The 20212-nt window shown below is 69.7% G+C and carries 22 protein-coding genes; 9 read left to right on the top strand and 13 right to left on the bottom strand.

Annotation, left to right across the window (positions count from 1 at the left end; genetic code table 11):
• Positions 1-159 precede the first annotated feature (159 nt).
• A complete protein-coding gene (locus ACX114_RS34095; RefSeq protein WP_459291512.1) occupies positions 160-1608 on the top strand; it encodes a putative metal-binding motif-containing protein in 1449 nt (482 codons plus the stop codon).
• Position 1609: 1 nt separating this feature from the next.
• Here ACX114_RS34095 and ACX114_RS34090 read toward each other — a convergent pair whose 3' ends face one another.
• Positions 1610-2017, bottom strand: a complete 408-nt coding sequence (locus ACX114_RS34090; protein ID WP_459291511.1) for a DUF3224 domain-containing protein — start codon at positions 2015-2017, stop codon at positions 1610-1612.
• Positions 2018-2161: 144 nt separating this feature from the next.
• On the opposite strand from ACX114_RS34090, the gene ACX114_RS34085 reads away from it, so the two are divergent.
• Both ACX114_RS34085 and ACX114_RS34080 read left to right on the top strand, forming a co-directional pair.
• The gene (locus ACX114_RS34085; protein WP_459291510.1) at positions 2162-2965 is read left to right on the top strand and encodes an intradiol ring-cleavage dioxygenase; all 804 of its coding nucleotides are present in this window, start codon (positions 2162-2164) and stop codon (positions 2963-2965) included.
• Between the two features lie 106 nt (positions 2966-3071).
• Positions 3072-3242 (top strand): hypothetical protein, encoded by a 171-nt coding sequence (locus tag ACX114_RS34080; protein ID WP_158616599.1) that lies wholly within the window; start codon positions 3072-3074, stop codon positions 3240-3242.
• Between the two features lie 4 nt (positions 3243-3246).
• Here the strand turns inward: ACX114_RS34080 and ACX114_RS34075 are convergent, their stop codons facing one another.
• On the bottom strand, positions 3247-3690 hold the full coding sequence (locus ACX114_RS34075; protein ID WP_459291509.1) for a DUF4437 domain-containing protein: 444 nt from the start codon (positions 3688-3690) through the stop codon (positions 3247-3249).
• Positions 3691-3792: 102 nt separating this feature from the next.
• Between ACX114_RS34075 and ACX114_RS34070 the strand changes: the two genes are divergently transcribed.
• The gene (locus ACX114_RS34070; protein ID WP_459291508.1) at positions 3793-4716 is read left to right on the top strand and encodes a LysR family transcriptional regulator; all 924 of its coding nucleotides are present in this window, start codon (positions 3793-3795) and stop codon (positions 4714-4716) included.
• 27 nt (positions 4717-4743) lie between these two features.
• On the opposite strand, the gene ACX114_RS34065 is transcribed toward ACX114_RS34070, so the two are convergent.
• From ACX114_RS34065 to ACX114_RS34035, 7 genes are all read right to left on the bottom strand, one after another.
• The gene (locus ACX114_RS34065) at positions 4744-5247 is read right to left on the bottom strand and encodes a nuclear transport factor 2 family protein (RefSeq protein WP_121777397.1); all 504 of its coding nucleotides are present in this window, start codon (positions 5245-5247) and stop codon (positions 4744-4746) included.
• 78 nt (positions 5248-5325) lie between these two features.
• Positions 5326-5856, bottom strand: coding sequence for a hypothetical protein (locus ACX114_RS34060; RefSeq protein WP_459291507.1), 531 nt, complete (start codon positions 5854-5856; stop codon positions 5326-5328).
• 20 nt (positions 5857-5876) lie between these two features.
• A complete protein-coding gene (locus ACX114_RS34055; RefSeq protein WP_459291506.1) occupies positions 5877-6458 on the bottom strand; it encodes a hypothetical protein in 582 nt (193 codons plus the stop codon).
• A 108-nt stretch (positions 6459-6566) separates the two neighbouring features.
• Positions 6567-7325, bottom strand: a complete 759-nt coding sequence (locus ACX114_RS34050) for an iron ABC transporter ATP-binding protein (protein ID WP_459291505.1) — start codon at positions 7323-7325, stop codon at positions 6567-6569.
• Positions 7322-8293, bottom strand: coding sequence for an iron chelate uptake ABC transporter family permease subunit (locus ACX114_RS34045; RefSeq protein WP_459291504.1), 972 nt, complete (start codon positions 8291-8293; stop codon positions 7322-7324). The genes ACX114_RS34050 and ACX114_RS34045 overlap by 4 nt, the downstream gene beginning before the upstream one ends.
• On the bottom strand, positions 8283-9377 hold the full coding sequence (locus ACX114_RS34040) for an ABC transporter permease (protein WP_459291503.1): 1095 nt from the start codon (positions 9375-9377) through the stop codon (positions 8283-8285). Before ACX114_RS34040 ends, ACX114_RS34045 begins: the two co-directional genes overlap by 11 nt.
• Entirely contained in the window at positions 9340-10356 is a 1017-nt protein-coding gene (locus tag ACX114_RS34035) for a siderophore ABC transporter substrate-binding protein (protein WP_459291502.1), read from the bottom strand. The genes ACX114_RS34040 and ACX114_RS34035 overlap by 38 nt, the downstream gene beginning before the upstream one ends.
• A 162-nt stretch (positions 10357-10518) precedes the next feature.
• Between ACX114_RS34035 and ACX114_RS34030 the strand changes: the two genes are divergently transcribed.
• A complete protein-coding gene (locus ACX114_RS34030) occupies positions 10519-12108 on the top strand; it encodes a family 43 glycosylhydrolase (RefSeq protein WP_459291501.1) in 1590 nt (529 codons plus the stop codon).
• A gap of 12 nt (positions 12109-12120) precedes the next feature.
• Entirely contained in the window at positions 12121-12639 is a 519-nt protein-coding gene (locus ACX114_RS34025; protein WP_459291500.1) for an SHOCT domain-containing protein, read from the top strand.
• A 15-nt stretch (positions 12640-12654) separates the two neighbouring features.
• Here ACX114_RS34025 and ACX114_RS34020 read toward each other — a convergent pair whose 3' ends face one another.
• Positions 12655-14079: a hypothetical protein gene (locus ACX114_RS34020; protein WP_459291499.1), complete on the bottom strand. Its 1425-nt coding sequence runs from the start codon at positions 14077-14079 to the stop codon at positions 12655-12657.
• A 34-nt stretch (positions 14080-14113) separates the two neighbouring features.
• The gene (locus ACX114_RS34015; RefSeq protein ID WP_459291498.1) at positions 14114-14386 is read right to left on the bottom strand and encodes a DUF2277 domain-containing protein; all 273 of its coding nucleotides are present in this window, start codon (positions 14384-14386) and stop codon (positions 14114-14116) included.
• Between the two features lie 177 nt (positions 14387-14563).
• Here ACX114_RS34015 and ACX114_RS34010 point away from each other — a divergent pair, with 177 nt between their 5' ends.
• The 3 genes from ACX114_RS34010 to ACX114_RS34000 all read left to right on the top strand — a co-directional run bounded on the left by ACX114_RS34010 (position 14564) and on the right by ACX114_RS34000 (position 17436).
• Positions 14564-14989: a hypothetical protein gene (locus tag ACX114_RS34010; protein WP_459291497.1), complete on the top strand. Its 426-nt coding sequence runs from the start codon at positions 14564-14566 to the stop codon at positions 14987-14989.
• 98 nt (positions 14990-15087) lie between these two features.
• A complete protein-coding gene (locus ACX114_RS34005; RefSeq protein ID WP_459291496.1) occupies positions 15088-16281 on the top strand; it encodes an LLM class flavin-dependent oxidoreductase in 1194 nt (397 codons plus the stop codon).
• A gap of 84 nt (positions 16282-16365) precedes the next feature.
• Positions 16366-17436, top strand: coding sequence for a ferrichrome ABC transporter substrate-binding protein (locus tag ACX114_RS34000; RefSeq protein WP_459291495.1), 1071 nt, complete (start codon positions 16366-16368; stop codon positions 17434-17436).
• On the opposite strand, the gene ACX114_RS33995 is transcribed toward ACX114_RS34000, so the two are convergent.
• Both ACX114_RS33995 and ACX114_RS33990 read right to left on the bottom strand, forming a co-directional pair.
• On the bottom strand, positions 17430-18920 hold the full coding sequence (locus ACX114_RS33995; protein ID WP_459291494.1) for a DUF4214 domain-containing protein: 1491 nt from the start codon (positions 18918-18920) through the stop codon (positions 17430-17432). The two genes, ACX114_RS34000 and ACX114_RS33995, sit on opposite strands and share 7 nt — an antisense overlap.
• A gap of 2 nt (positions 18921-18922) precedes the next feature.
• The gene (locus tag ACX114_RS33990; protein ID WP_459291493.1) at positions 18923-20185 is read right to left on the bottom strand and encodes a hypothetical protein; all 1263 of its coding nucleotides are present in this window, start codon (positions 20183-20185) and stop codon (positions 18923-18925) included.
• Positions 20186-20212: the final 27 nt, after the last annotated feature.

Here is a 20212-nt window from a genome sequence, read left to right as displayed (position 1 = left end):
CGTGTGCGCCATTGAAATGGATTAGGCTTCGCCCCGGGGTGGGCCGAGTGCCGGCCCGCCGAAGAGGGGATGATGGAAGTGCGAATGCGTTGGGCAAGGCTTTGGGCGGTGGTGTGCGCGGTTGGGGTGCTGGGCGGATGCGAGGATTCAGAGCCGCCAGTGAATCCGCTGCCGGATGCGGGGACCGTTGATTCGGGGACCGTGGATGACGGTGGCACGCAGGTGGATGCCGGCACCGACGCGGGCTCCCTGGAGGAGCCGCTGCCCTGTGAGAAGACGCAAGGCGTTTGCGCTGGAGCCAAACGCGCCGTGGTGGACGGAGCCTACGAGGCGGTCTGCACCGCTCGCTCGTATGGCGCTGACTACGAGGCCACGGAGACGCGCTGCGATGGTCTGGACAATGATTGCGATGGCGTGACGGACCCGCCGTCCTGGTCCCAGGTCGCGTCGCTGGGATTGCCTCCGCATGCGAAGCGGATCAGCAGCCTCCGGGTGACCGACGGTGTCCTGGCGGTGGCCTTCGACCGCACGGCGGTGGCTCGGGTCATCCGGATGGACACCGCGATGACGCCGCTGGGTGTCACGGACGTGCGAGTGGAGGTGTTGGACGACAACCTCGCGCTCGATTCGGTGAGCACCCGGTTGCTGCGCACGTCACAGGGGCCCGCGCTGTATTACTCGTCGGGGGGGCCGGACCTCGACCATACGCAGGGCCACCTCATCCTGCTGGATGAGCAGGGCCACCGCGTGCCCCGCGAAGGCGAGCCGGAGGTGGGCGCGCTCCTCTTCGAGCAGTCCTTTATCGGGGACCGGGCCACGGCGGCGGCCGTCTCCGCGGATGGGAGCCGGGTCTTCGCCGCATGGAGGAATACCACCCGATACGTCTCCGGCGGCCGTGAGCTGAATGGCACGCTCACGGAGCTGGACGGCAAGTCCGTGGTTGCTCCCCGGATCCTGATGGAGGCGATCGCCGACGGCACGGTCCTCCTCGGCGTGGACGTGATGGGGCTGCGCGATGGGGGCTTCCTGGCCCTGGTCCAGGAGATTGGGATCGGCGCCACCGAGGGACTGCTGCGGCTCCAGCGCTTCGACAGCGGCCTGCGGCCCGTGGGAGAGGAGCGGACCTTCCTCGCGGAGGCGAATCCCGATGCCCGGCTCGTGGACCTGGGCGCGGCGGCGGGCGGTGCGCTGCAGTCTCCGGCCATCGTGTTGCGCGGCATCCCGGGCGGGGAGCGCGCGCTGATGGTCCTGGGGAATCTCTTCGGCGAGGTGACCACGCGGACCCTGGCCGTGACGACCCCCCGTGAAACGCCCTGGGTCGGGACCGCGGTGACGTCTCGTGGGCTTCAGGCCGCGTGGCTCTCCGTCTCCCTGGACCTGGAGGAGCCCGATACCCTCTTCAGGCAGCGGGGCCGGTTCTGGGCCCTGGGGAAGGCGGGCGTCCCCGCGGACCTGACCTCCGGGCCTGAATACCTGCCCCTCGGCCAGTTCTCGCAGTGGGTCATGCTGGAAGAGCTTCCGGAGTGCTGGATGGGCGCGCTCTTGATGACGTCCACGAAGAGCCCCCTGGCCCACACCCTCCAGGCGGTCCGCTACTGCGCACCGTGAGTCACGGCGCGTCGGGCAGGGTGTACTGGAAGTCGTAGGAGTGCTTCCCGCCCGGCGCGATGTCGATGGTCATCGAACCGGCGAGCCCCGTGAGCTCGCCGGTGCCGGAGTCCGGCACCACGGTGATGACCAGCGTGGGCGCACCGCGCGTCAGGGTCCCGGAGTGCTGGAGCGCGAAGGTGCCAGCGCGGCCGTCCAGCGTGCCGCTGACGCGCTCCATGGCCACGTACCCCGCGGACCCTTCCACCGGCGTCCGCACCGCGAGCATCTGTCCCTGGCTCGTGGCGTCCAGTCCGCCGTGAAAGCGCTTGTCGAGCATCATCCGGCCCGGGGCCGCCTCCACCGCGCCCGCCTCCGGGGCCATGGGGGTGAGCTTCACGTCGAAAGGACCACTCGCGCGCTTCGTCATGCGTGTCTGCTCCCTTGCCTGGTGGCCGGACAGATACGCCAGGAGCCCGCGCCTGGATTGCAAAAACGCGTCACCGCCCGGCGCCTTAGGACTCGCTTAAGACCTTTGCCCTAGCGTCACGGTCACTCCAAGGGGGCAGGGCGCATGAGTGACGACGAACGGAACCACCACGACGGGCTCCAGCAGGATCTGCGGGTCCTGGCGAAGCGCACGGACCGGCGGGAGCTGCTGCGCTGGATGGCCTTCACCAGCCTCATTCCCATCATCGGTTGCGGAGGGCCGGACTCCAGCGGCGGCGGCGACGACGACGCGTCTGGCTGTGCGCGGATTCCGGAGGAGACGGCCGGCCCCTATCCCGGTGACGGCTCCAACGGCGCCAACGCGCTGGTGCTGTCGGGCATCGTCCGGAGCGACATCCGCTCCAGCATCGCGGGCGCGAGCGGCGTGGCGGCGGGCATCCCGCTCACCATCACCCTCACGCTGGTCGCCAGCAACGACAGCTGCACGCCGCTGCGAGGCTACGCCATCTACCTGTGGCACTGCGACCAGGCGGGGCGGTACTCCATGTACTCGTCGGGCGTCACCAACGAGAACTACCTGCGCGGGGTGCAGGTGACGGATGAGGAGGGCAGGGTGACCTTCACCAGCATCTTCCCGGCCTGCTACAGCGGCCGCTGGCCGCACATCCACTTCGAAATCTACCCCTCGGTGGACGCGACCTCCTCCTCGCGCAACAAGGTGGCCACGTCCCAGCTGGCCCTGCCGGAGGACGTCTGCGACACCGTCTACGCGACGTCCGGCTATTCGCAGAGCGTGCGCAACCTCAGCCAGATTTCGCTCTCCAGCGACAACGTCTTCAGCGACGGCGCGTCCACGCAGCTGGCAGCCGTGACGGGCAGCACCACGGAGGGCTACGCGGCCTCCCTGGTGGTGCCCATCCGGGTCTGAGCCCGCCTGCCCGCCCGCGCTCCGTCCTGGAGGGATGGCAACCCTCCGGGAGGTGCTGCATCTTCGTTGGACAGCCGTCAGCCCCATCCGGACAAGGAGCCCGCCGATGTTCCAGCCTCCGAAGGAGACCACCTCGAAGAAGCACCGGGGTGGCTACATCCAGCAGACGAAGGACTTCCAGAAGATCCGCAAGCCCACCCAGGTGACGGGCAAGCGCATCGGCGGTGCGCTGCGGGCGGAGTTCGCCCGGCAGCAGAAGCGCCGCGACTCGCGCTGAAGCGTCACTTCGCCTTGGCGGGCGCGAAGTCGAAGGGCTTGTCCTGGGCGATGAGCATCACGCACTCGGCGTCCGGCGAGCACTGGTTGCGGTGCACCACCTTGCCGGGCTGGTCCCAGGTGCTGCCGGCCTCCACGGCGCCCGCTTCGGCGGCGCCCTCGCTGGTGTTCGTCATGCGGCCCTTCACCAGCACGCCGTGGTAGCTGGCGGAGTGGGTGTGCGGCCCGGAGTCGAACCCGGCGGGGAACTTCATCAGCAGGGCGTACGGGCCCTTCTTCATGTCGCCCCAGAGCACGTGCACGGACGGGCCGCCGGGCGTCATCTCCGTCCAGGCGAGCTTGTCGTAGGCGGTCTGCTGGAACGCGGCGGACTCCTTGCCCCTGGCGGCGGCGAAGGTGAACGCGGAGACGACGGCGACGGCGGCGACGAGCTTGGGCAGGGTCTTCACGGGAGGCACTCCTCGGTGGAAGGAAACGCCGGGGAGGATGGCTTTGGGACGGGCCTGCGAAAATGCCCGATTCCGCAGGGCACCTCTGCGAAAGTGCGGACCATGCCAGAATGGAGCGACCTGCGGCACTTCCTGGCCATCGCGAGGGAGGGGAACCTCTCCGCGGCGGCGCGGCGGTTGAAGGTGGACCAGACCACGGTGGGCCGGCGCCTGGCCGTGCTGGAGAAGGAGCTGGGGGCGCGGCTCTTCGACCGGACGCCCACGGGCCTCAAGCCCACGGCGGTGGCGCTGCGCATCCGTCCGGCCGCGGAGGCGGTGGAGGCGGAGGCGCTGCGGGTGGAGCGGCTCGCCAGCGGTGAGGACCTGCGCCCCTCCGGGCCGGTGACGGTCACCGCGACGGACTCCTTTCTGGTCCACAACGTGATGCCGTGGCTGGCCGCGTTCCAGGAGCGCCATCCGGAGATCGAGTTGCAGCTGCTCTCCGGCTACGAAGCGCTCTCGCTGGTGCGGCGCGAGGCGGACGTGGCCATCCGGCTGGTCCGGCCGCAAGAGGCGTCGCTGCGGGCCCGGAAGGTGGCTGCCATTGGCGTCGTGCCCTTCGCGTCGAAGGCGTATCTCTCCCGCCGGGGGCCGGTGCGCTTCGACACGGGGCTCCAGGGGCACTCGGTGGTGGGCTACGCGCAGGACTCACGGCGCTGGCCGGAGTCGAAGTGGCTGGACGTGCACGCGGCGAAGGCCTCCGTGGCGCTGCGGCTGACGTCCATCCTGGGGCTGCTCCAGGCCGCGCGCGAGGGCCTGGGCGTGGCGCTGCTGCCGGCGTTCTTCGGCCACCTGCACCCGGAGCTGGTGCCCCTGCGAGACGCCCTGCCGGAGCTGGAGCGGACGGTGTGGCTGGTGTTCCACGAGGACCTGGCCCACAACGTCCGGGTGCGCGCGGTGGTGGACTTCCTGGCGGAGACCATCGGGAAGCAGGCGGAGGCGCTCGCGAAGCCTCCGGCCAGGGCCCGGAAGAAGCGCGCGCGGTGACAGGGCGGCGTCACCGCGCGCCCGGAGTCACGGCGTGCCGAGCCGCTTGCCGCGGGCGAACTCCAGGCCCAGCAGGTTGCCCCGGTGGTGGATGGGATCCAGCGTGACCTTCTGGATGCGCCAGCCCTCCGCGGCCGTCTTCACCACCTCATGCGTATAGCGCCCCACCAGGGTCCACTCCTGGGGAAAGCCGTCCATGGTGAAGAAGTGGGACACCTCCGCGTAGGCATGCACCGTCGCGTGGGTGGGGCTGGTGAACTCCGTGCGAACCGTGTTGGCCGTGGAGTGCTGCACGCGGGTGAAACACTCCAGCGCCTTGTTGCCGAACTGCGCCAGCACGGCGCGCGGCGCGGTGGAGGGCGGCACGCCCATGAAGCGGGAGTAGTCCGACGTCACCTCCGGGGCGAAGACCCGCTCCCACCGGCTCCAGTCACCCGTGTCCTTGCCATGGTCGATGGCCTGCCCGTACTCGGCTACCAGCTCCTGCACGGCAATCCAATCCAGCATGTACTCCAGGTTCTTCTCGCGCATCTCCGACTGCCTTTCTAAAAGAGGAGATGCACAGGCTTTCACTCTCCGTGGCGGGAGATCAACCGGAGGACGTGCCGCTCAGAGCGACGTGAAGGTGAACGCGACGTCGTCCTTGTCTTGCTTGTCGGTCTCCACGGTCACCTGGGGCTTCCAGCCGACCTGGATGGCGCCCTCGGCGGGCGCTCCCTGCCAGTCGAGCTCGATGCGGTAGGTGACGTCGAGCTGGGAGGCGGAGTCCTCCATCCGCACGGGGATGCCCAGCTTCATGATGCCGGTCATGTTCGGCTGCTTGAGCACGAAGACGTGCTCGGCCAGGACCGTGTCATCGCGCTCATCCACGATGCGGACGCGGTGCCAGGGCTGAGCCCCCGTGCTGGTTTCGCCGGGCAGCTCCCAGCGCGGCTCCACCACGAAGGCGACGTCGACAAGGGACACCTCCACGCCGGAGCCCTTGCGGCCGGCGGCCTGCACGCGCAGCCGGGGGTGGGCGCTGGGGGATGAGGCAGTCAACGTGGCGGATTCGGCCGGACCTTCCTCCATCACCCAATCCCTCTCGGGGACACAGGCGGAGACCGTCATCGTCAAAAGCAACAGCAGGGCGGGACGCATGCGGGGCTCCATGGCAGGGCTCACGGCTCCGAAACGCTCACGGTCATGCTCATGGGAATGTCGGACGTGTCGAGCACGCGTGCCCGGGCGACTCCGGTCCACTCCAGCTCGACCGTACCGGCGGCGTCCGGCTGAAGCTCGACGGTCAGCTCCGTTGCCCACTCACACTCCGTTCCCAGCTCGCAGCTCGGATCCAGATACGCGACGGTCCGCGCCACCACCTCCCTTCCAGTCTCCAGCACGACGGAGTGCGCGGGCCAGGCGAAGGACTCTCCGGCCCTGGACAGCGAGACGCGCAACCAGGGCTGCGTCGTCTGCGTGGGGTCCGCCGGCGTCCACCGCGCCATCACCTCCACCGTCAGCTCCGCCTCGGCGGTCCTCGCGGGTGACTTTGGCACCTTGACCTTCACGGTGACGGGGCGCGTGAGCTTGGGCGCCTCCGTCGTGAGGGTCAGGGGCGCGCCCGTGTAGGACTCGGAGACGACGTCTCCAGACGTGACTCCGGACGTAGCCACCACGCTGGCGCAGGCGACCCACAGAATCAGCCGGGTGGCCCAATGACGCAGACCGGGTTTCGGAGAGGCTTCGCGGGAGAGGGACATGGTGCCCGGCCCCTGAGCAATCCGGATGCCATGACTTCACAGAGGGAAACACTCCCGGCACGCACCGTCCGTCAATGCCAGCCACGACACGCGTGTCACATCCTCGGGTCAGCGGTAGTGGACCGCGATGCGCTTCCCGTCGAGGAGGTGGATGTCGATGTCCATGTCATAGATGTCGCGGAGGACGGCGGGGCGCATCAGCTCCTCCGGCGTCCCCTGGAAGGCGACCTTCCCGGCGCGCATGGCGATGACGTGGTCGGAGTAGCAGGAGGCGTAGTTGAGGTCGTGCAGCACCAGCACCACGCACTTGCCCAGCGTGTCCGCCGCGCGCCGCAGCTCCTTCATCATGGCCACGGCGTGTTTCATGTCCAGGCTGTTGAGGGGCTCGTCCAGGAGCACGTAGTGCGTGTCCTGGCACAGCACCATGGCCACGAAGGCGCGCTGGCGCTGGCCGCCGGACAGCTCGTCCAGGAAGCGGTGCGCGAGCGGCTCCAGGCCCAGGTGGTGGAGCGCCCCTTCCACGAAGGCGCGGTCCTCCACCGTGGGGCGGCCCTTGGAGTGCGGGTAGCGCCCGAAGGTCACCAGGTCGCGCACGGTGAGCCGCGAGGTGACGGCGTTGTCCTGCCGCAGGATGGCCAGCCTGCGCGCCAGCGCGTCGCCGGGCGTGCGGACCACGTCCATGCCGTCCACCAGCACCGTGCCGGAGGACAGCGGCAACAGGCGGCTGACCATGGACAGCAGGGTGGACTTGCCGGCGCCGTTGGGCCCGATGATGGACGTCACGCCCTTCTCCGGGAACTGGAGCGTGACGTCGTCCACCACCACGGTGTCTCCGTAGCGGCGGGACACGTTCCGGGCTTCGATCATCGCAGCACGCCTCGCATGAGCAGGGTGATGAACATCAGGCCGCCCAGGAACTCGATGATGACGCGCAGGTTGGCGCCAAAGGAGAAGACGCGCTCCAGCACGAGCTGACCGCCCAGCAGGCCAATCACCGCCAGGAACACGGCGGCCGGCAGCACGTGGACGTGCCGGTGCGAGCGCACCAGGCCGTGCGCCAGGTTCGCCACCAGCAGCCCGAAGAAGGTCACCGGCCCCACCAGCGCCGTGGACACCGACACCAGCACCGCCACCACCGCCAGCAGCCGCGACACCGTGCGCCGGTGGTCCACGCCCAGGTTGATGGCCACGTCGCGTCCCAGGTTCAGCACGTCGCACGTGCGCAGCAGGCGGAAGCCCAGGATGGACGCGCCCACCGTCATCAGCGCGGAGACGATGAGCAGGTCCGGGTCCGGGTTGTTGAAGCTGGCGAAGAAGCGGTCCTGCAGGAAGTCGAACTCGCCCGGCGCGATGAGGCGCTGGAGGAAGCTGGAGAGGCTGCGGAAGAGCACGCCCAGCACCACGCCCGTGAGCAGGAGCAGGTGCACGCTGCGCCGGCCGCCCTCGAACAGCCAGCGGTGCAGCACCGCGGAGAAGGCGACCATGATGGCCACCTCCACCGTGAAGAGCAGCCGCGTGTCCAGGCTGGCCATGGTGCGCGAGCCCAGGAAGAAGAGCAGGCTCGACTGCAGGAGCAGGTAGAGCGTGTCGAAGCCCATGATGGCGGGCGTCAGGACGCGGTTCTCCACCACGGTCTGGAACAGCACCGTGGAGACGGCGATGGCGTAGCCCACCAGCAGCACCGTGGCGACCTTGCGCGCGCGGAACGGCAGCACGAAGTCCCACCTGCCGCCCGCGTCCACGGTCATGAACACCACCACGCAGAAGGTGGCCAGGCCTCCCAGAAGGAGCAGCCGCCGCTCGTGGCCTTCCAGCCTCAGCGCGCTAGCCGACACGGTCGTCCCTCCTCAAGAGCAGGTGGAGGAAGAGCAGGCTGCCCACCACGCCCGCGACGGTGCCCACGGGAATCTCATAGGGCTGGCGCACCACCCGCCCCACGATGTCGCACAGGAGCACGAAGCCCGCGCCCATCGCCGCCACCCACGGGATGGAGCGGCGAGCGTTGTCGCCCACGATGAGGCTGACGACGTTGGGCACCACGAGCCCGATGAAGGGAATCATCCCCACGGTGGCCACCACCACCGCGGTGACCATGGCGACGATGGCCAGCCCCAGCGCCATGATGCGCGGGTGGCTCAGGCCCAGGTTGGTGGTGAAGGCCTCGCCCATGCCGGCGACGGTGAAGCGGTCCGCGACGATATAGGCGATGACGGTCAGCACGAACGCGCCCCAGAGCAATTCGTACCGGCCGCGTAGCACGCTGGAGAAGTCGCCGGTGGTCCAGGCCATCAGCGACTGCAGCAGGGAGAAGCGGTAGGCGAAGAACGTCGTCGCCGCGTCGAAGATGGCGCCCAGCACCAGGCCCACCACGGGCACGATGAGCGCCGAGCGCAGTGGAATCCGCCGGAGGATGAACAGGAACAGCGCGGTGCCCGCCATGGCGAAGCCGGCGGCGACCGCCGTCCTGGCGAGGATGGGGAGGCCGGGGGCGAGCAGCGTGACGGCGAGCAGGCCCAGGCTCGCGGACTCCGCCGTGCCCGCCGTGAAGGGCTCCACGAAGCGGTTGCGCGCGAGCATCTGCATGATGAGGCCCGCGACGGCCAGGGACATGCCCGCAAGCACCAGGGCCAGCGTGCGCGGCACGCGGCTGATGACCAGCACCTGCACCGCGCGCTGGTGCTCCGCCGGAGAGAGGAGCGCTTCCCACGACACGTGGCTCACGCCAATCAGCAGGCTGATGCCCGCGAGCACCAGCACCCCGAGCACGGCCACGCCGAGCAGGGGCAGGGAAGCGCCCTTCGTGCCGTTCGCGGGCAGCGGCACGGCGCGCGCGCTGACGTCGCGGGAGGCCACGGACGGAGCGCGCGGCGCGAAGCCCGGCTCAGGGAGCGGGGGGCTGTCGGGGCTTCGCGTAGACATCGGAGATCTGCTCCATCAGGCGCCGCAGGGACTGGATGCCGCCGCCGATGAGGTAGGTGTTCGCCGGCTCCAGGTACACGACCTGGCCCTGCTTCCAGGCCGTCGTCTGGTGCACCAGCTCGTTGTCCAGGAGCCGCTGCGCGCCGCCGCCCTCGCCAATGGCCGCGTCCCGGTCGATGACGAACAGCCAGTCCGGGTTGGTCTCCAGGATGAACTCCGAGCCCACGGCCTCTCCGTGCAGGGACGCCTTGAGGCCCGGGGCCGCGGGCGGGATGCCGAAGGTGTCGTGCAGCACGCCGAAGCGCGAGCCCGGGCCATACGCGCTCATCCGCCCTCCGGACGTCAGCACGATGAGCCCCTTGCCCCGGCTGGCGGTGGTGCCCTTCAGCGTCGCGATGGACTGGTTCAGCGCCTCCACCAGCGCGCGCGCCTGCTCCTCCTTGCCGAAGATGGTCGCCAGCCGCTGCGTGTTGCCCACCACGGTGTCCAGGAAGTGCGCGTCGTCCGTGGTCTGGTCGATGGTGGGCACCATGGCGGCGAGCTTCGTGTACCGGGCGCTGGAGCGGCCCCCGGTGATGACCAGGTCGGGCCGGGCGGCGTGCAGGGCCTCGTAGTCGGGCTCGAAGAGCGTCCCGTAGCGCGGGTACTTCTTCGCGTCCGCGTACTTCGCCAACTGGCCGGGGAAGTACTCACCCGCCACGCCGTGCACGTCCACCCCCAGCGCGTCCAGCGTGTCCAGCGCCGCCAGGTCGAACACCACGACCTGCTTCGGGTGCCCCGTCACCACGGTGCTGCCCTGCGCGTGGGCGATGGTCCGGCCCACTCCCGGAGCCGGGGCCGCCGCCGCGCCCTCCGACGGCACGGGCGCCGCCGGGGCCGGAGCTGGCGGGCCCCGCATGAAGAAGACCGCGAGAGCGATGACCGCGACCCCGATGAGGGCCGCGAGGAGGGGAGGGAACCGCCGGGAAGGGGTGCTCACGGGAGAGGCAATCCAGAGAAAGGTGATATCAAATGATATTGATATTCATTATCGAAGTTGCGGATATAGCGGATCGCCGCCGGACGGTCAAAACCCATCGGCCTTGCGCGGCCCGGGCCTTCCCTGGAAGCTTGAATTTCAAGACTTCCATGGAGAGGCCTCATGAAGCCCGTCCGAGCCGTCCTGCTGTTGTCCGTCCTCACCACGACCTTCGCCGGGAGTGCCCTCGCGCAGGACAACTCGCGCACGCTGCTGATGCAGTGGCTGGCGGATCCGGACGTCTACAAGGAGAACGACGACCTGTTCTTCCTCACCGGCACGGGCAACGGGGTGGTGCTGCCGCTGTATGAGTCCAACGACCTGACGGCGTTCCGCTTCAAGCGCGACTACAACCCGTCCGCGGCGGATCCGACCTACGACTACTGCTTCCTGTGGGCGCCGGACCTGAGCAAGGTGGGCAGCGTCTACCAGCTCCACTTCTCTGGCCACCGCGTGCCCAACGGCGCGGCGTGTCCTCCGGCGGGGCAGGAGGTGACGACCTTCGTGGCCACGGCGCCGGACCTGAACCTGGTCTTCGGCGCGCCCCAGCCCATCAACGCCAACACCACCTGGCCGCGCACCACCACCGGCACGGCGTGCCTGCCGCAGGGGTGCAACCGGAACATCCGCATCGACTCCGCGACGTTCAACGACGGCGCGGACCGGTGGCTCTTCTATGTGTGGTTCCAGAACGGCAACAACATCTCCTCGTTCAAGCTGGCCGCGCCCGGCACCGTCTACAACCACGCGGGCCCGGCGGTGTTCGCGACGCCGGCCTACGAGGAGGGCATCAACGAGGCGCCGGAGCTCTTCAAGCGCGACGGGCGCTACTACATGGTCTTCAGCGGCGGTTGGTACAACAGCCAGTACGCCATGTACTACGTGATGGCAGACACCCTCCCGGAGCTCACGCGGGCGCGGGCGGTGCGGCGGCTGTCCCTGCCGTCGAAGAACTCCGCGGGCCGGCTGGTGCAGTCCCACGGCCACAACGTCATCGTCGAGCGGCGGGGCGAGTACTTCAACATCTTCCACCAGGGCGCCTTCGACAGCGCGGGCAACCTCACCTCGCGCAGCACGTACAAGCAGCGCGTCGCGTTCAAGCCGGACGGGGCGATGACGTCGCTCAACCAGGTGAGCGTGCGCTGGAACCGGCTCGCGGGGTACAGCTACTCGCTGGACGTCGTGCTGAAGAATGGCTCGGTGGTGGGGCCGTGCACGTCCGTGGTGCTGCTGGGGCAGTCCAACAAGACGGTGTTCGACGGCGTGTGCCGCAGCGCCGGGGACCGGGTGGTGACGAAGGGGGAGATTGCCGCGTTCCGCATCTTCTATTCCAACAACAACGTCTGGGGGCCCTTCGTGGAGAAGGCCTATGACGGCATCTCCGACGACGTGACCCTGGAGCTGCCCGGCGGCGTCACGCCCTTCGTGGATCTGGAGTGGAGCGAGGAGGAGACGCTGGCGCAGTACTCCATCGACGTGCAGCGGCGGGACACGGGCGCGTGGATTGGCCCGTGCATCGGCGTGGGCGCCGTGAACAAGAGCCTGGCCTGGACCTACCAGGGGCGCTGCGACACGCCGGGCATCAACGTGCCGTTCTCCAACATCCAGGCCTTCCGCGTCTGCTCCGCGGTGAACGGCGACTGGGCCCATGCGCGCTGCGGCGCCGCCGCGTATGACGGGCGGGCCCTGCACTCGCGCATCAACATCCCCTAGGCTGGAAGCTCCATGTTCGACGCCATCACCTCCGACCCGCCGCTCCTCGTGCTCCTCCTCGTCGTCGTGGGGGGGCTGGCCTTGGCGTTCGGACCGAAGATGGGGCTGCTGGGACTGTTGGGCGCCGGGCTGGCTCGCACGGAGTTGAAGAACGGCACGGCCGGCGAGGCCACGGTGCTGGAGGTGCGGGACACCGCCGTCCGCATCAACAAGAGTCCGGTCCTCCAGCTGCTCCTGGAGGTTCACATCCCCGGCCGTGCTCCCTATCAGGCGCGGGCGAGCAAGCGGCTGCCACCCTATTCGAGCCCGGCCACCTGGTGGCCGGGGCTTCGGGTCCAGGTGATGGTGGACCCGATGCAGCCCCAGCGCGTCGTCATCACCGGCTTCGCGATGACCGCCCCGGCCAGCCCGCCATCGCCTCCGGTGGATCCGGTCCGGGCGATGGAGGACCTGAAGCGCATGGCCGACGGCGGCCTCATCACCGAGCGCGAGTACGAGGAGAAGAAGGCGGAGATCCTCGGCCGCCTGTAGTGTCCCGCGAGGCCGCTAGCGATGGCCGTGGCAGATGAAGATGAGGGGCGCGAGCGCGCCCTTCACCTTGTAGGAGAAGGAGTGGCCGTCCTCCTCGGCCGAGGCGTATTCGAGGTCGGACTGGGCATCCATCCACTTCATCGTGGCGGGCAGGTCCGCGCAGGGGTCCTTGAACTGCGCGGCGAGGCGCTTCTGGAAGGCCTCCAGCTTCGCGTGGGCCACCATGACCTCGCGCTCATCCGCCTCCCGCTGCGCCTGGGAGCGGATCTCCCGCGTCTGCGGCTCGCTGATCCAGGTGCTCCCGTCGGAATAGCGCGCCTCCAGCGCCAGCCTCGCGGTGCGGGCCACCGTCGTGTCCAGGGGGACCTCGACCTGGAGGCTCGACTCGTGGGCGTTCCTCCCGATGGGGAGTGGCCTCAGGCGCCGGGTCACCCTGCCTTGGGCGTCCACCTCCACCAGCGTCGCCTCGGTGGGGCGGGGGATGAGGTGATGCGCGGACACGTCCACCTGGAGCGGCGTCTTGTCTCCCACCATGAAGTCCCACGGCTCCCGCAGGTCCAGGGGCTGCCGCCTCCCGGGAGCGGGGACGTCGCATTGCACGTCCAGCTTCATGGCGACATCCCGCTCCAGCGGTGGCTTGCCCTTGCAGGTCAGCTTGATGCGCAGGGACTGCTCGAGGGGCTTGGGAGCGCCCTTGCATTGCTGGAGCACCCGCGGGACCGGCCAGAGCGCCGGGGTCAGATCGAAGGTCTTCGTGCCCGGGTAGCGGGAGTCCTCGGGCCCCAGGGTGCGGCGCACTCCCTTCGCGGTGCTCACCAGCTCCACCGACTCCACGCCGGTGAGACAGCTGACCTGCAGGTCGATGTTCGGGTGGAGCCACAGCGGCGTGGCGCCGCCACCCTCCACCCCCACGAGCTTGCCCTTCATCACGTAGACGGTGGTGCCCTGCCTGGCGTCGAACCGGGGCCGTTCCTGCTCCTCCAGGAAGGCCTGCTGGATCCGCGCGTGATACATCGCGAACTGCATCGGCGTGAGGCGTTCCTGCTGGGCCTGGGTCAGCGGGGTGTTGGGGAACACGTTGGCGGAGAGCGGCTCGCGGCTCTTGAGCACGACCTGGGTGGTTCCCTTGGGGTGCGGATCCACCTTGAGCCAGAGTGACTCGCCGGGCTGGGGCGTCAGCGCGTCCTGCAGGTCCGTCGCGTCCAACTGGGCCAGGGGGACCTTGATGAAGGCCCGGGCCGGCATGTCGATGCGCTTCACCTGCATGCCCTCCTGGAGCCCCGCCTCGGCGGCGACGCTCCTGGGCTCCACCTGGGTGACGGTGACCGTCTCGCCATCCGAGCGGGCGGAGTAGCCCGCGGACTTCATCGTGACGGTGAACGGCGCCGCCGCGAACATCCAGGCGCCAGCGAAGATGGACAGCAGCGAGGCAAGGAACATCAGGAGCACTCCAGGGACGGCGGGTCTGTCCAGCTCAACGCGGCGCGAAGCGCTTCGCGGACCGCAGCCTGGCCTTCATGGCCTCCATGTCGCGGTTGCGTGGCGGGGCCGTGGTCACCAGCGAGTCCATCAGCCGTCGCGCGGTCTCGGTGATGTCCTCGACGGCGCGGTGGAAGGCCTCCTCGTTCGCCTTCGACGGAGCGCTGGTGCCGCTCAGCTTCCGCACGAACTGTAGGGCCGCCGCCCGCACCTCCGCGTCGGACGCGGGGGGCTCGAAGTTGAACAGCGTCTTGATGCTTCGGCACATGGACGGGGCCCTCTGCTTGAAGTGCCGCCAGCGTACCCCACGCCTCCGGCCCCCGCCGTGAACCCTATCGGACCAAATCTTGTGGGGATAAACTGCATTGCCGTGAGAACGTGACTTTGCCCGCTGGGACCGAAGTGGTTCCCTCCGGGTTCCCCCTTCCCCTGGAAAGGTTTTCCAATGATGCGGAAGCTCTTCGCTGTCCCCGTGACCCTCTTCTCGTTCGCGATGCTCGCCTGTGGCGCCAGCCCGGCCCCGGAGCAGCAGACCCCCGCCCCCACGCAGCAGGAGCAGGGCCTCAACGCCGTGGGCCAGGGCTGTTCGGCGGACACCCAGTGCACGACGGGCCTGTGTTGGACGGAGTCGGACTCGTACCCGCTCTACAACCCGCAGTGGATCGGCGCGGACCAGTGCACCGAGGAGTGCGGTGGCCCTGGCGACAACGCCTACTGCCAGCAGCTGGCCGCGGAGTTCAACGCGCCCTACCCGAACCAGGCGCGCTGCATCGCCGCGCGCGGCGTGTACGACAACTACCCGTACGACGACATCTTCTACGTCTGCGACCTCATCCCCGCCGGCCTGGGCAAGGTCCACTGGGTGGAGTGACGGTCCGACCCACGCCGTCCGGAGCGGCTTGCTTCCGGACGGCGCGGGAGTTGTGCTTGGGGTTGCTGGAGACGTGAAACCGGTTTCAGGGGGACATCATGCGGCTCGACATCTTTTCGGAGATGCAGCACCCGAAGGAGCGCTGGAGCGGTCCGGACCACGAGCACCAGCTCATCCAGGAGACGCTGGAGCAGGCGCGGCTGGCGGACGAGATGGGCTACGGCGTCTGGTGGCAGGTGGAGCACCACACCGCCGTGGAGTTCAGCTACAGCTCCGCGCCGGAGATCATGCTCACCGCCATCGCGCGGAGCACGAAGAACCTGCACGTCGGACACTCGTCGGTGCTGGCGCCCACGCGCTTCAACCATCCCATCCGGGTCGCGGAGCGCGCGGCCTTCATCGACCACCTGAGCGGGGGCCGCTTCCAGCTGGGACTGGCGCGCAGCACCATCCCGGAGTGGCGCACCTTCAACATCGAGCCGGACTCCACGCGCGGGCAGATGCAGCAGGCCTTCGAGCTGATCCCGAAGCTGTGGACGCAGGACAAGGTGTCCTGGGACGGGCCGGACCTCAAGCTCAAGGACGTCAGCGTCATCCCCAAACCGTACCGCAAGCCTCATCCGCCGCTGTGGCAGGCGTGCTCCAGCCCCGCGTCCTTCGAACAGGCGGGGCGCAACGGCGTGGGCGCGCTGGGCGTGACGCTGTGGGCCTCTCCGGAGGAGGTGGCGGAGATGATCCACATCTACCGCGAGGCCCTGCGCACGCGCTGCGAGCCGGTGGGCGCGTTCGTCAACGACCAGGTCGCCTTCTTCACCTTCGTGCACTGCGCGGACAGCGAGCGCGAGGCGATGGAGAACGGCGCCGCGAAGGCCGCCGCCTGGTACACCAGCGGGTCGTTCACCTTCTTCGAGGCGAAGGACGCCTTCGTGAAGACAGCCGCGGAGCTGGAGGCGCTGGCGAAGGACCCGGCGGGCGGCGGACTGACGGGCCAGTACCTGCGCAAGAAGGACCCGAACGCGCCGCAGTCCCAGGCGCAGCGCCTGCTGGGCCGCATCATGGGCGGGGAGCAGGTCCCGGACGAGCAGGTCTGGGAGGTGCTGAGCGCGCAGGACTCGCTCATCGTCGGGACCCAGGACCAGGTGCGCGCGGGGCTCAAGCGCTACCAGGCGCTGGGCATCGACGCGCTCATGTCCTTCCACCAGGTGGGCGCGCTGGCGCACGACAAGGTCCTGAAGAGCATCCGGCTCACGGGCGAGCTCATCCCGGAATTCCGGACACCGGCGGCGCCATAGGAGGAGGGCAGGGGAGCGTGAGGGTCCAACACCCACGCTCCGCGCCACTTCTCCCGCGCGGCGGGAGGGAGCAAGCTGAGTCGCGTGTCCCGCCGCTCACAGCTGCTTCTGCTGCTCGTCGTCTCCGGGCTCCTGCACGCGGCGCTCCTCTTCGCGCTGTGGCGGAGCCCGTCCGCCGACGTCCGGCGTCGTGAGCCGTCGCAGGCCGTCGAGCTGGAGATCGTCACCCGGGACGCACGCCCCACGCCGCCCGCGTCCCCCGCGCCCGAAGCAGCGCCTCGGCCTCCGCGCCCGGCGGAGCGCGAGCGGGAGAAGGACGTGGCGCCGAAGCCGCTGGCGGAGCGCGAGCGGAAGAAGGACGAGGCTCCCGCCACTCCCGGGAATGCTGCTTCGGAGCCCCTCGCGAAGGCACCCGACGAGCGCGCGTCACCTCCGGTCCGGGACGTCCCGCTCCAACTGGAACCGCCCGGGCTGCTGGGCGGTGGGCTCCTCAAGGGGCCGCCGTCGACGGGGCGGACGATTCGCAACGTCCCCGGCTCGGAGCCGGACCCCAAGGCCCTGGCGGCCCGTGAGGCGGAGGAGGCGCGCCAGAAGGTGGATGGCTGGGCCCACGACGCGACCGCGTCCGCGCGGGCCACGGGCGCGACGCCTCCCTACTTCGCGAAGCTGCGCCAGGGCTTCTCCGAGAAGCTGGTGGACCCGCCGCCTCCCGACCTGGATGTGCTCGCCCGCCGGCTGAAGCGCGAGCAGTTGGAGGCCATCGAGCGGTTCGGCAAGACGGGCACTCCCTTCGCGCCCCAGGCGCGCGACGTCCGCCGGGAGACGTCCGACCGGCTGCGCGCGGCGGTGGAGGCCGGGCGCGCGGCGAACGTCTACATGATGGATGTCACCACCCCCATCCTGGCGCTCGTCGCCATCGTGGAGGTGCGGCAGGCGCGCGACGGCAGCCTCATCGACCTCCAGGTGCTGGAGGGCTCCGGGGACCCGAAGTTCGACCGCTGGGCGGTGTCCCACCTGCGGGAGGCGCTCGCCAGCGCGGAGCCCCCCACGGACGGTGGCGTGGGCATCCGCGAGGACGGGATGCGGACCCGCTGGCGGTTGGAGGAGTACCTCGGCAACCCCCGCGTGCGGGTCCACCTCATCTCCATCTACTGACCGTGGCGGTTGCGGTACTCCGTGCTGGTCATCAGCGACCGGATCACCGTGGCGCGCGAGGTGCCCGTGTTCAGCGCGTTGACGTAGCTGTTCAGGCCGCCCGTGTCCGGGTCCCGCCCCAGCAGCACCACGTACGCGTGCGTGACGAACGCCGTGTTCGACAGCACTTGGGTGGACGGCGCGGGCGCGTACAGGTTGTTCGTGCGGCGGTACGCGTACTCGCTGGAGTTCAGGAACGCGATCTGCACGCCCACGCGGGTGCTGGTGCCGCTCACCAGTTGCTGCGTCCAGGCCTGCTGGCCCCCGGCGTCCGCGTCGCGGCCCAGGACGAAGCGGTAGAGGTACGCGATGTACTCGGCATGCGTCATGGACTGCGCCAGCGAGCCCGCCGCCTGCTGATTGGCGGTGATCTCCGCGTCCGTCAGCAGGCCGCGGCTGGTCACCTGCGTGCGCTCCGCCGCCGTGAGGCTTCCGCCCGCGAAGGCGGACACCAGCATCAGCTGCACCTTGGGCGTGTCGAGGTCGTACATCAGGCCGAAGCGGCTCTCCGCCTCCGAGTGCGGCAGGAGCTCCGGCTGATCCAACAGCTCGTAGAAGGTCACGCCCTCCACGCGCACCTTCGTCTGCGCCAGGATGACGCGCAGGTGCTTGTTGATGCTGGCGTAGCAGGCCTCCGTGACGGGGCGGCCCGGCTGGTTCTCATAGTCCGCCTGGGCGCCGTAGGGGGTGTTCGGGTCGCCGGAGTAGACCTCCGCGCAGTTGAACTCGTTGATGCGCACCGGGCGGTTGAAGCGGGCCATGTTCGCGAAGAGGCCGCCCGTGCCGAACCACGGGTCCGTGTCCAGGCTGGGGTGCTGGAGCCACGGATAGATGTGGTAGCCCACCACGTCGAACTGCACGCCCTGCGCGAGCATGAAGTCGAGGAAGCCGTACCCGCGCCCCACGAAGCCCAGGATGATGCGCAGGGGCACGCCGCTGTTCGTGCGCACGTCGCGGATGGCGCGCGACATGCCCCGCGTCACCGCCGCCTCGCGGTAGCCGCAGTCGTTCTGGTACGGCGTCATGTCCATCGCGGAGGAGCTGGGGGCGATCTTCAGCTGCCGCTCGTTCTGCAGCTCCCAGTCGGTGATGAGCCCCTTCATCGCGTTCACGATGGCGTAGGTGGCGGTATAGGCCTCCTGCTCGGTGGCCTGCGTCCCGCAGGTGTACGTGTTCACCTTGGGGTCGTAGAGCATGGCCTCCACGGTGATGCCCTGGTCCCGGAACGCCGTCACCACCTGCGTGAGCCAGGTGAGGTTCGAGTTGGGCGCCACGTCCAGCCGCACCGTGCGCACCTTGCGCTGGGCCAGCACCAGCGCCGTCTGCCGCGCCTTGTCCACCGTGCTGACGTGCGGTGGGTGCAGGTTCACGCCGTAATCGAAGGCCCGGGCCGGGGACGCGAGCCCCAACGCCAGGACGAGGAGGCCGCCGAGAAGCCGATGCATGTTCATCTCACTCCAATCTCGCCGAGGCGGTCGCCCGTCGCGGCATCCAACACAAGCAGGTTGCCCCACAGGGGGGCGTAGACACGGCCGTCCCGGACCCAGAGGGCCGTCAGCATGGAGCTGAAGGTGGTCTCGGGCAGGGCCACGTCCCAGGCGATGGCGCCGGTGCGCAGGTCACGCCGGACGAGCTGCTGGCCTCCCTTCTCCAGGTCGTAGACGACGTACACGGCGTCCTGGGTGATTTCCCCCACCTCCGGCGCGGTGTCCCGCAGGAGGAGCGGATCCTTGTCCGATACGGTGTCGTGCCACAGCGGCTTGCGGTTGCCCGGCGCGTACAGCGCCACCAGGGGCACCTGCGTCCCCGGCCATCGCGTGCCCAGCGCCAGCGTGTAGCCGCCCGTGCGGAAGAGGTACTTCGTGGAGAAGCCGCGGATGTCGGAGGGCGGGTAGCTGGAGCGCTCGCAGGTGGTGGGGTGCTCCGCCGGCCGGCTCATGTTGCACGTCTGCGGGCTCAAGGGCGGCGTGGCGCAGCCCTTCGGCGCGCGGGGCGCGGGCTTCGCGGTGGCCGTGCGCGTGTCGAAGAGCAGGTGCTGGTGGTCCACCAGCTCCACCCAGACGGAGGTCGTGTCCCCCGGAGGAATGCACAGCCGGCGCGGCGAGTCCGTCAGGGGCACGCGCCCCAGCCGCTTGCCGGTCTCCAGCTCCAGCAGGTTCACCGTGCGCTGCTCGCTCATCACCAGCCGGCCGTTCTGGGCGATGACCTTCGTATGGCGGGACGCGTCCGGCCCCTCCGAAGGCGCTGACTCCCAGAGCTTCTGGAACGTCCGGCCGTCGAACGCGGCGACGAAGTGCTGGAGGCCGGTGCCTCCATCGTGCCGGGCCACGTGGCCGACGATGTCCTCCGTCCCATCGCCGTTGACGTCCACGAACGCGGGCGCGCCCCGCTCCAACCACTGGAGGCGCTCGGGTTCGGCCCTGGGCGGCTCGGGCGGAGGCCCGGGGACGACCGGAGGGGCGACGGGGACGACGGCCGCGGGAGGCGGGGCGGGAGGGGGCTCGTACGTGTCCGGGGCTCCAGCGAGGGCGAACACCGTGCCCATGACCCCCATCAGGACCATCACCACGATGCCCGCGAGCATGATGGGGACCTGCTTGTTGTTCGCCTGGGCGGGCGGCGGCGGGCGCGGGCCGGGCCGCACCGGAAGCGGGCCCTCCAGGTCGAAGGCGTGGCCGCAGTAGCCGCAGTCGTAGTGCGTCTTGGCCACCTGGGGTGTGAAGGGGGCGTTGCAGTG

It is taken from the genome of Corallococcus sp. M7, assembly GCF_054512695.1.
The sequence above is the reverse complement of the archived record's forward strand: the minus strand, read 5'-3'. Positions and strand labels throughout refer to the sequence as shown.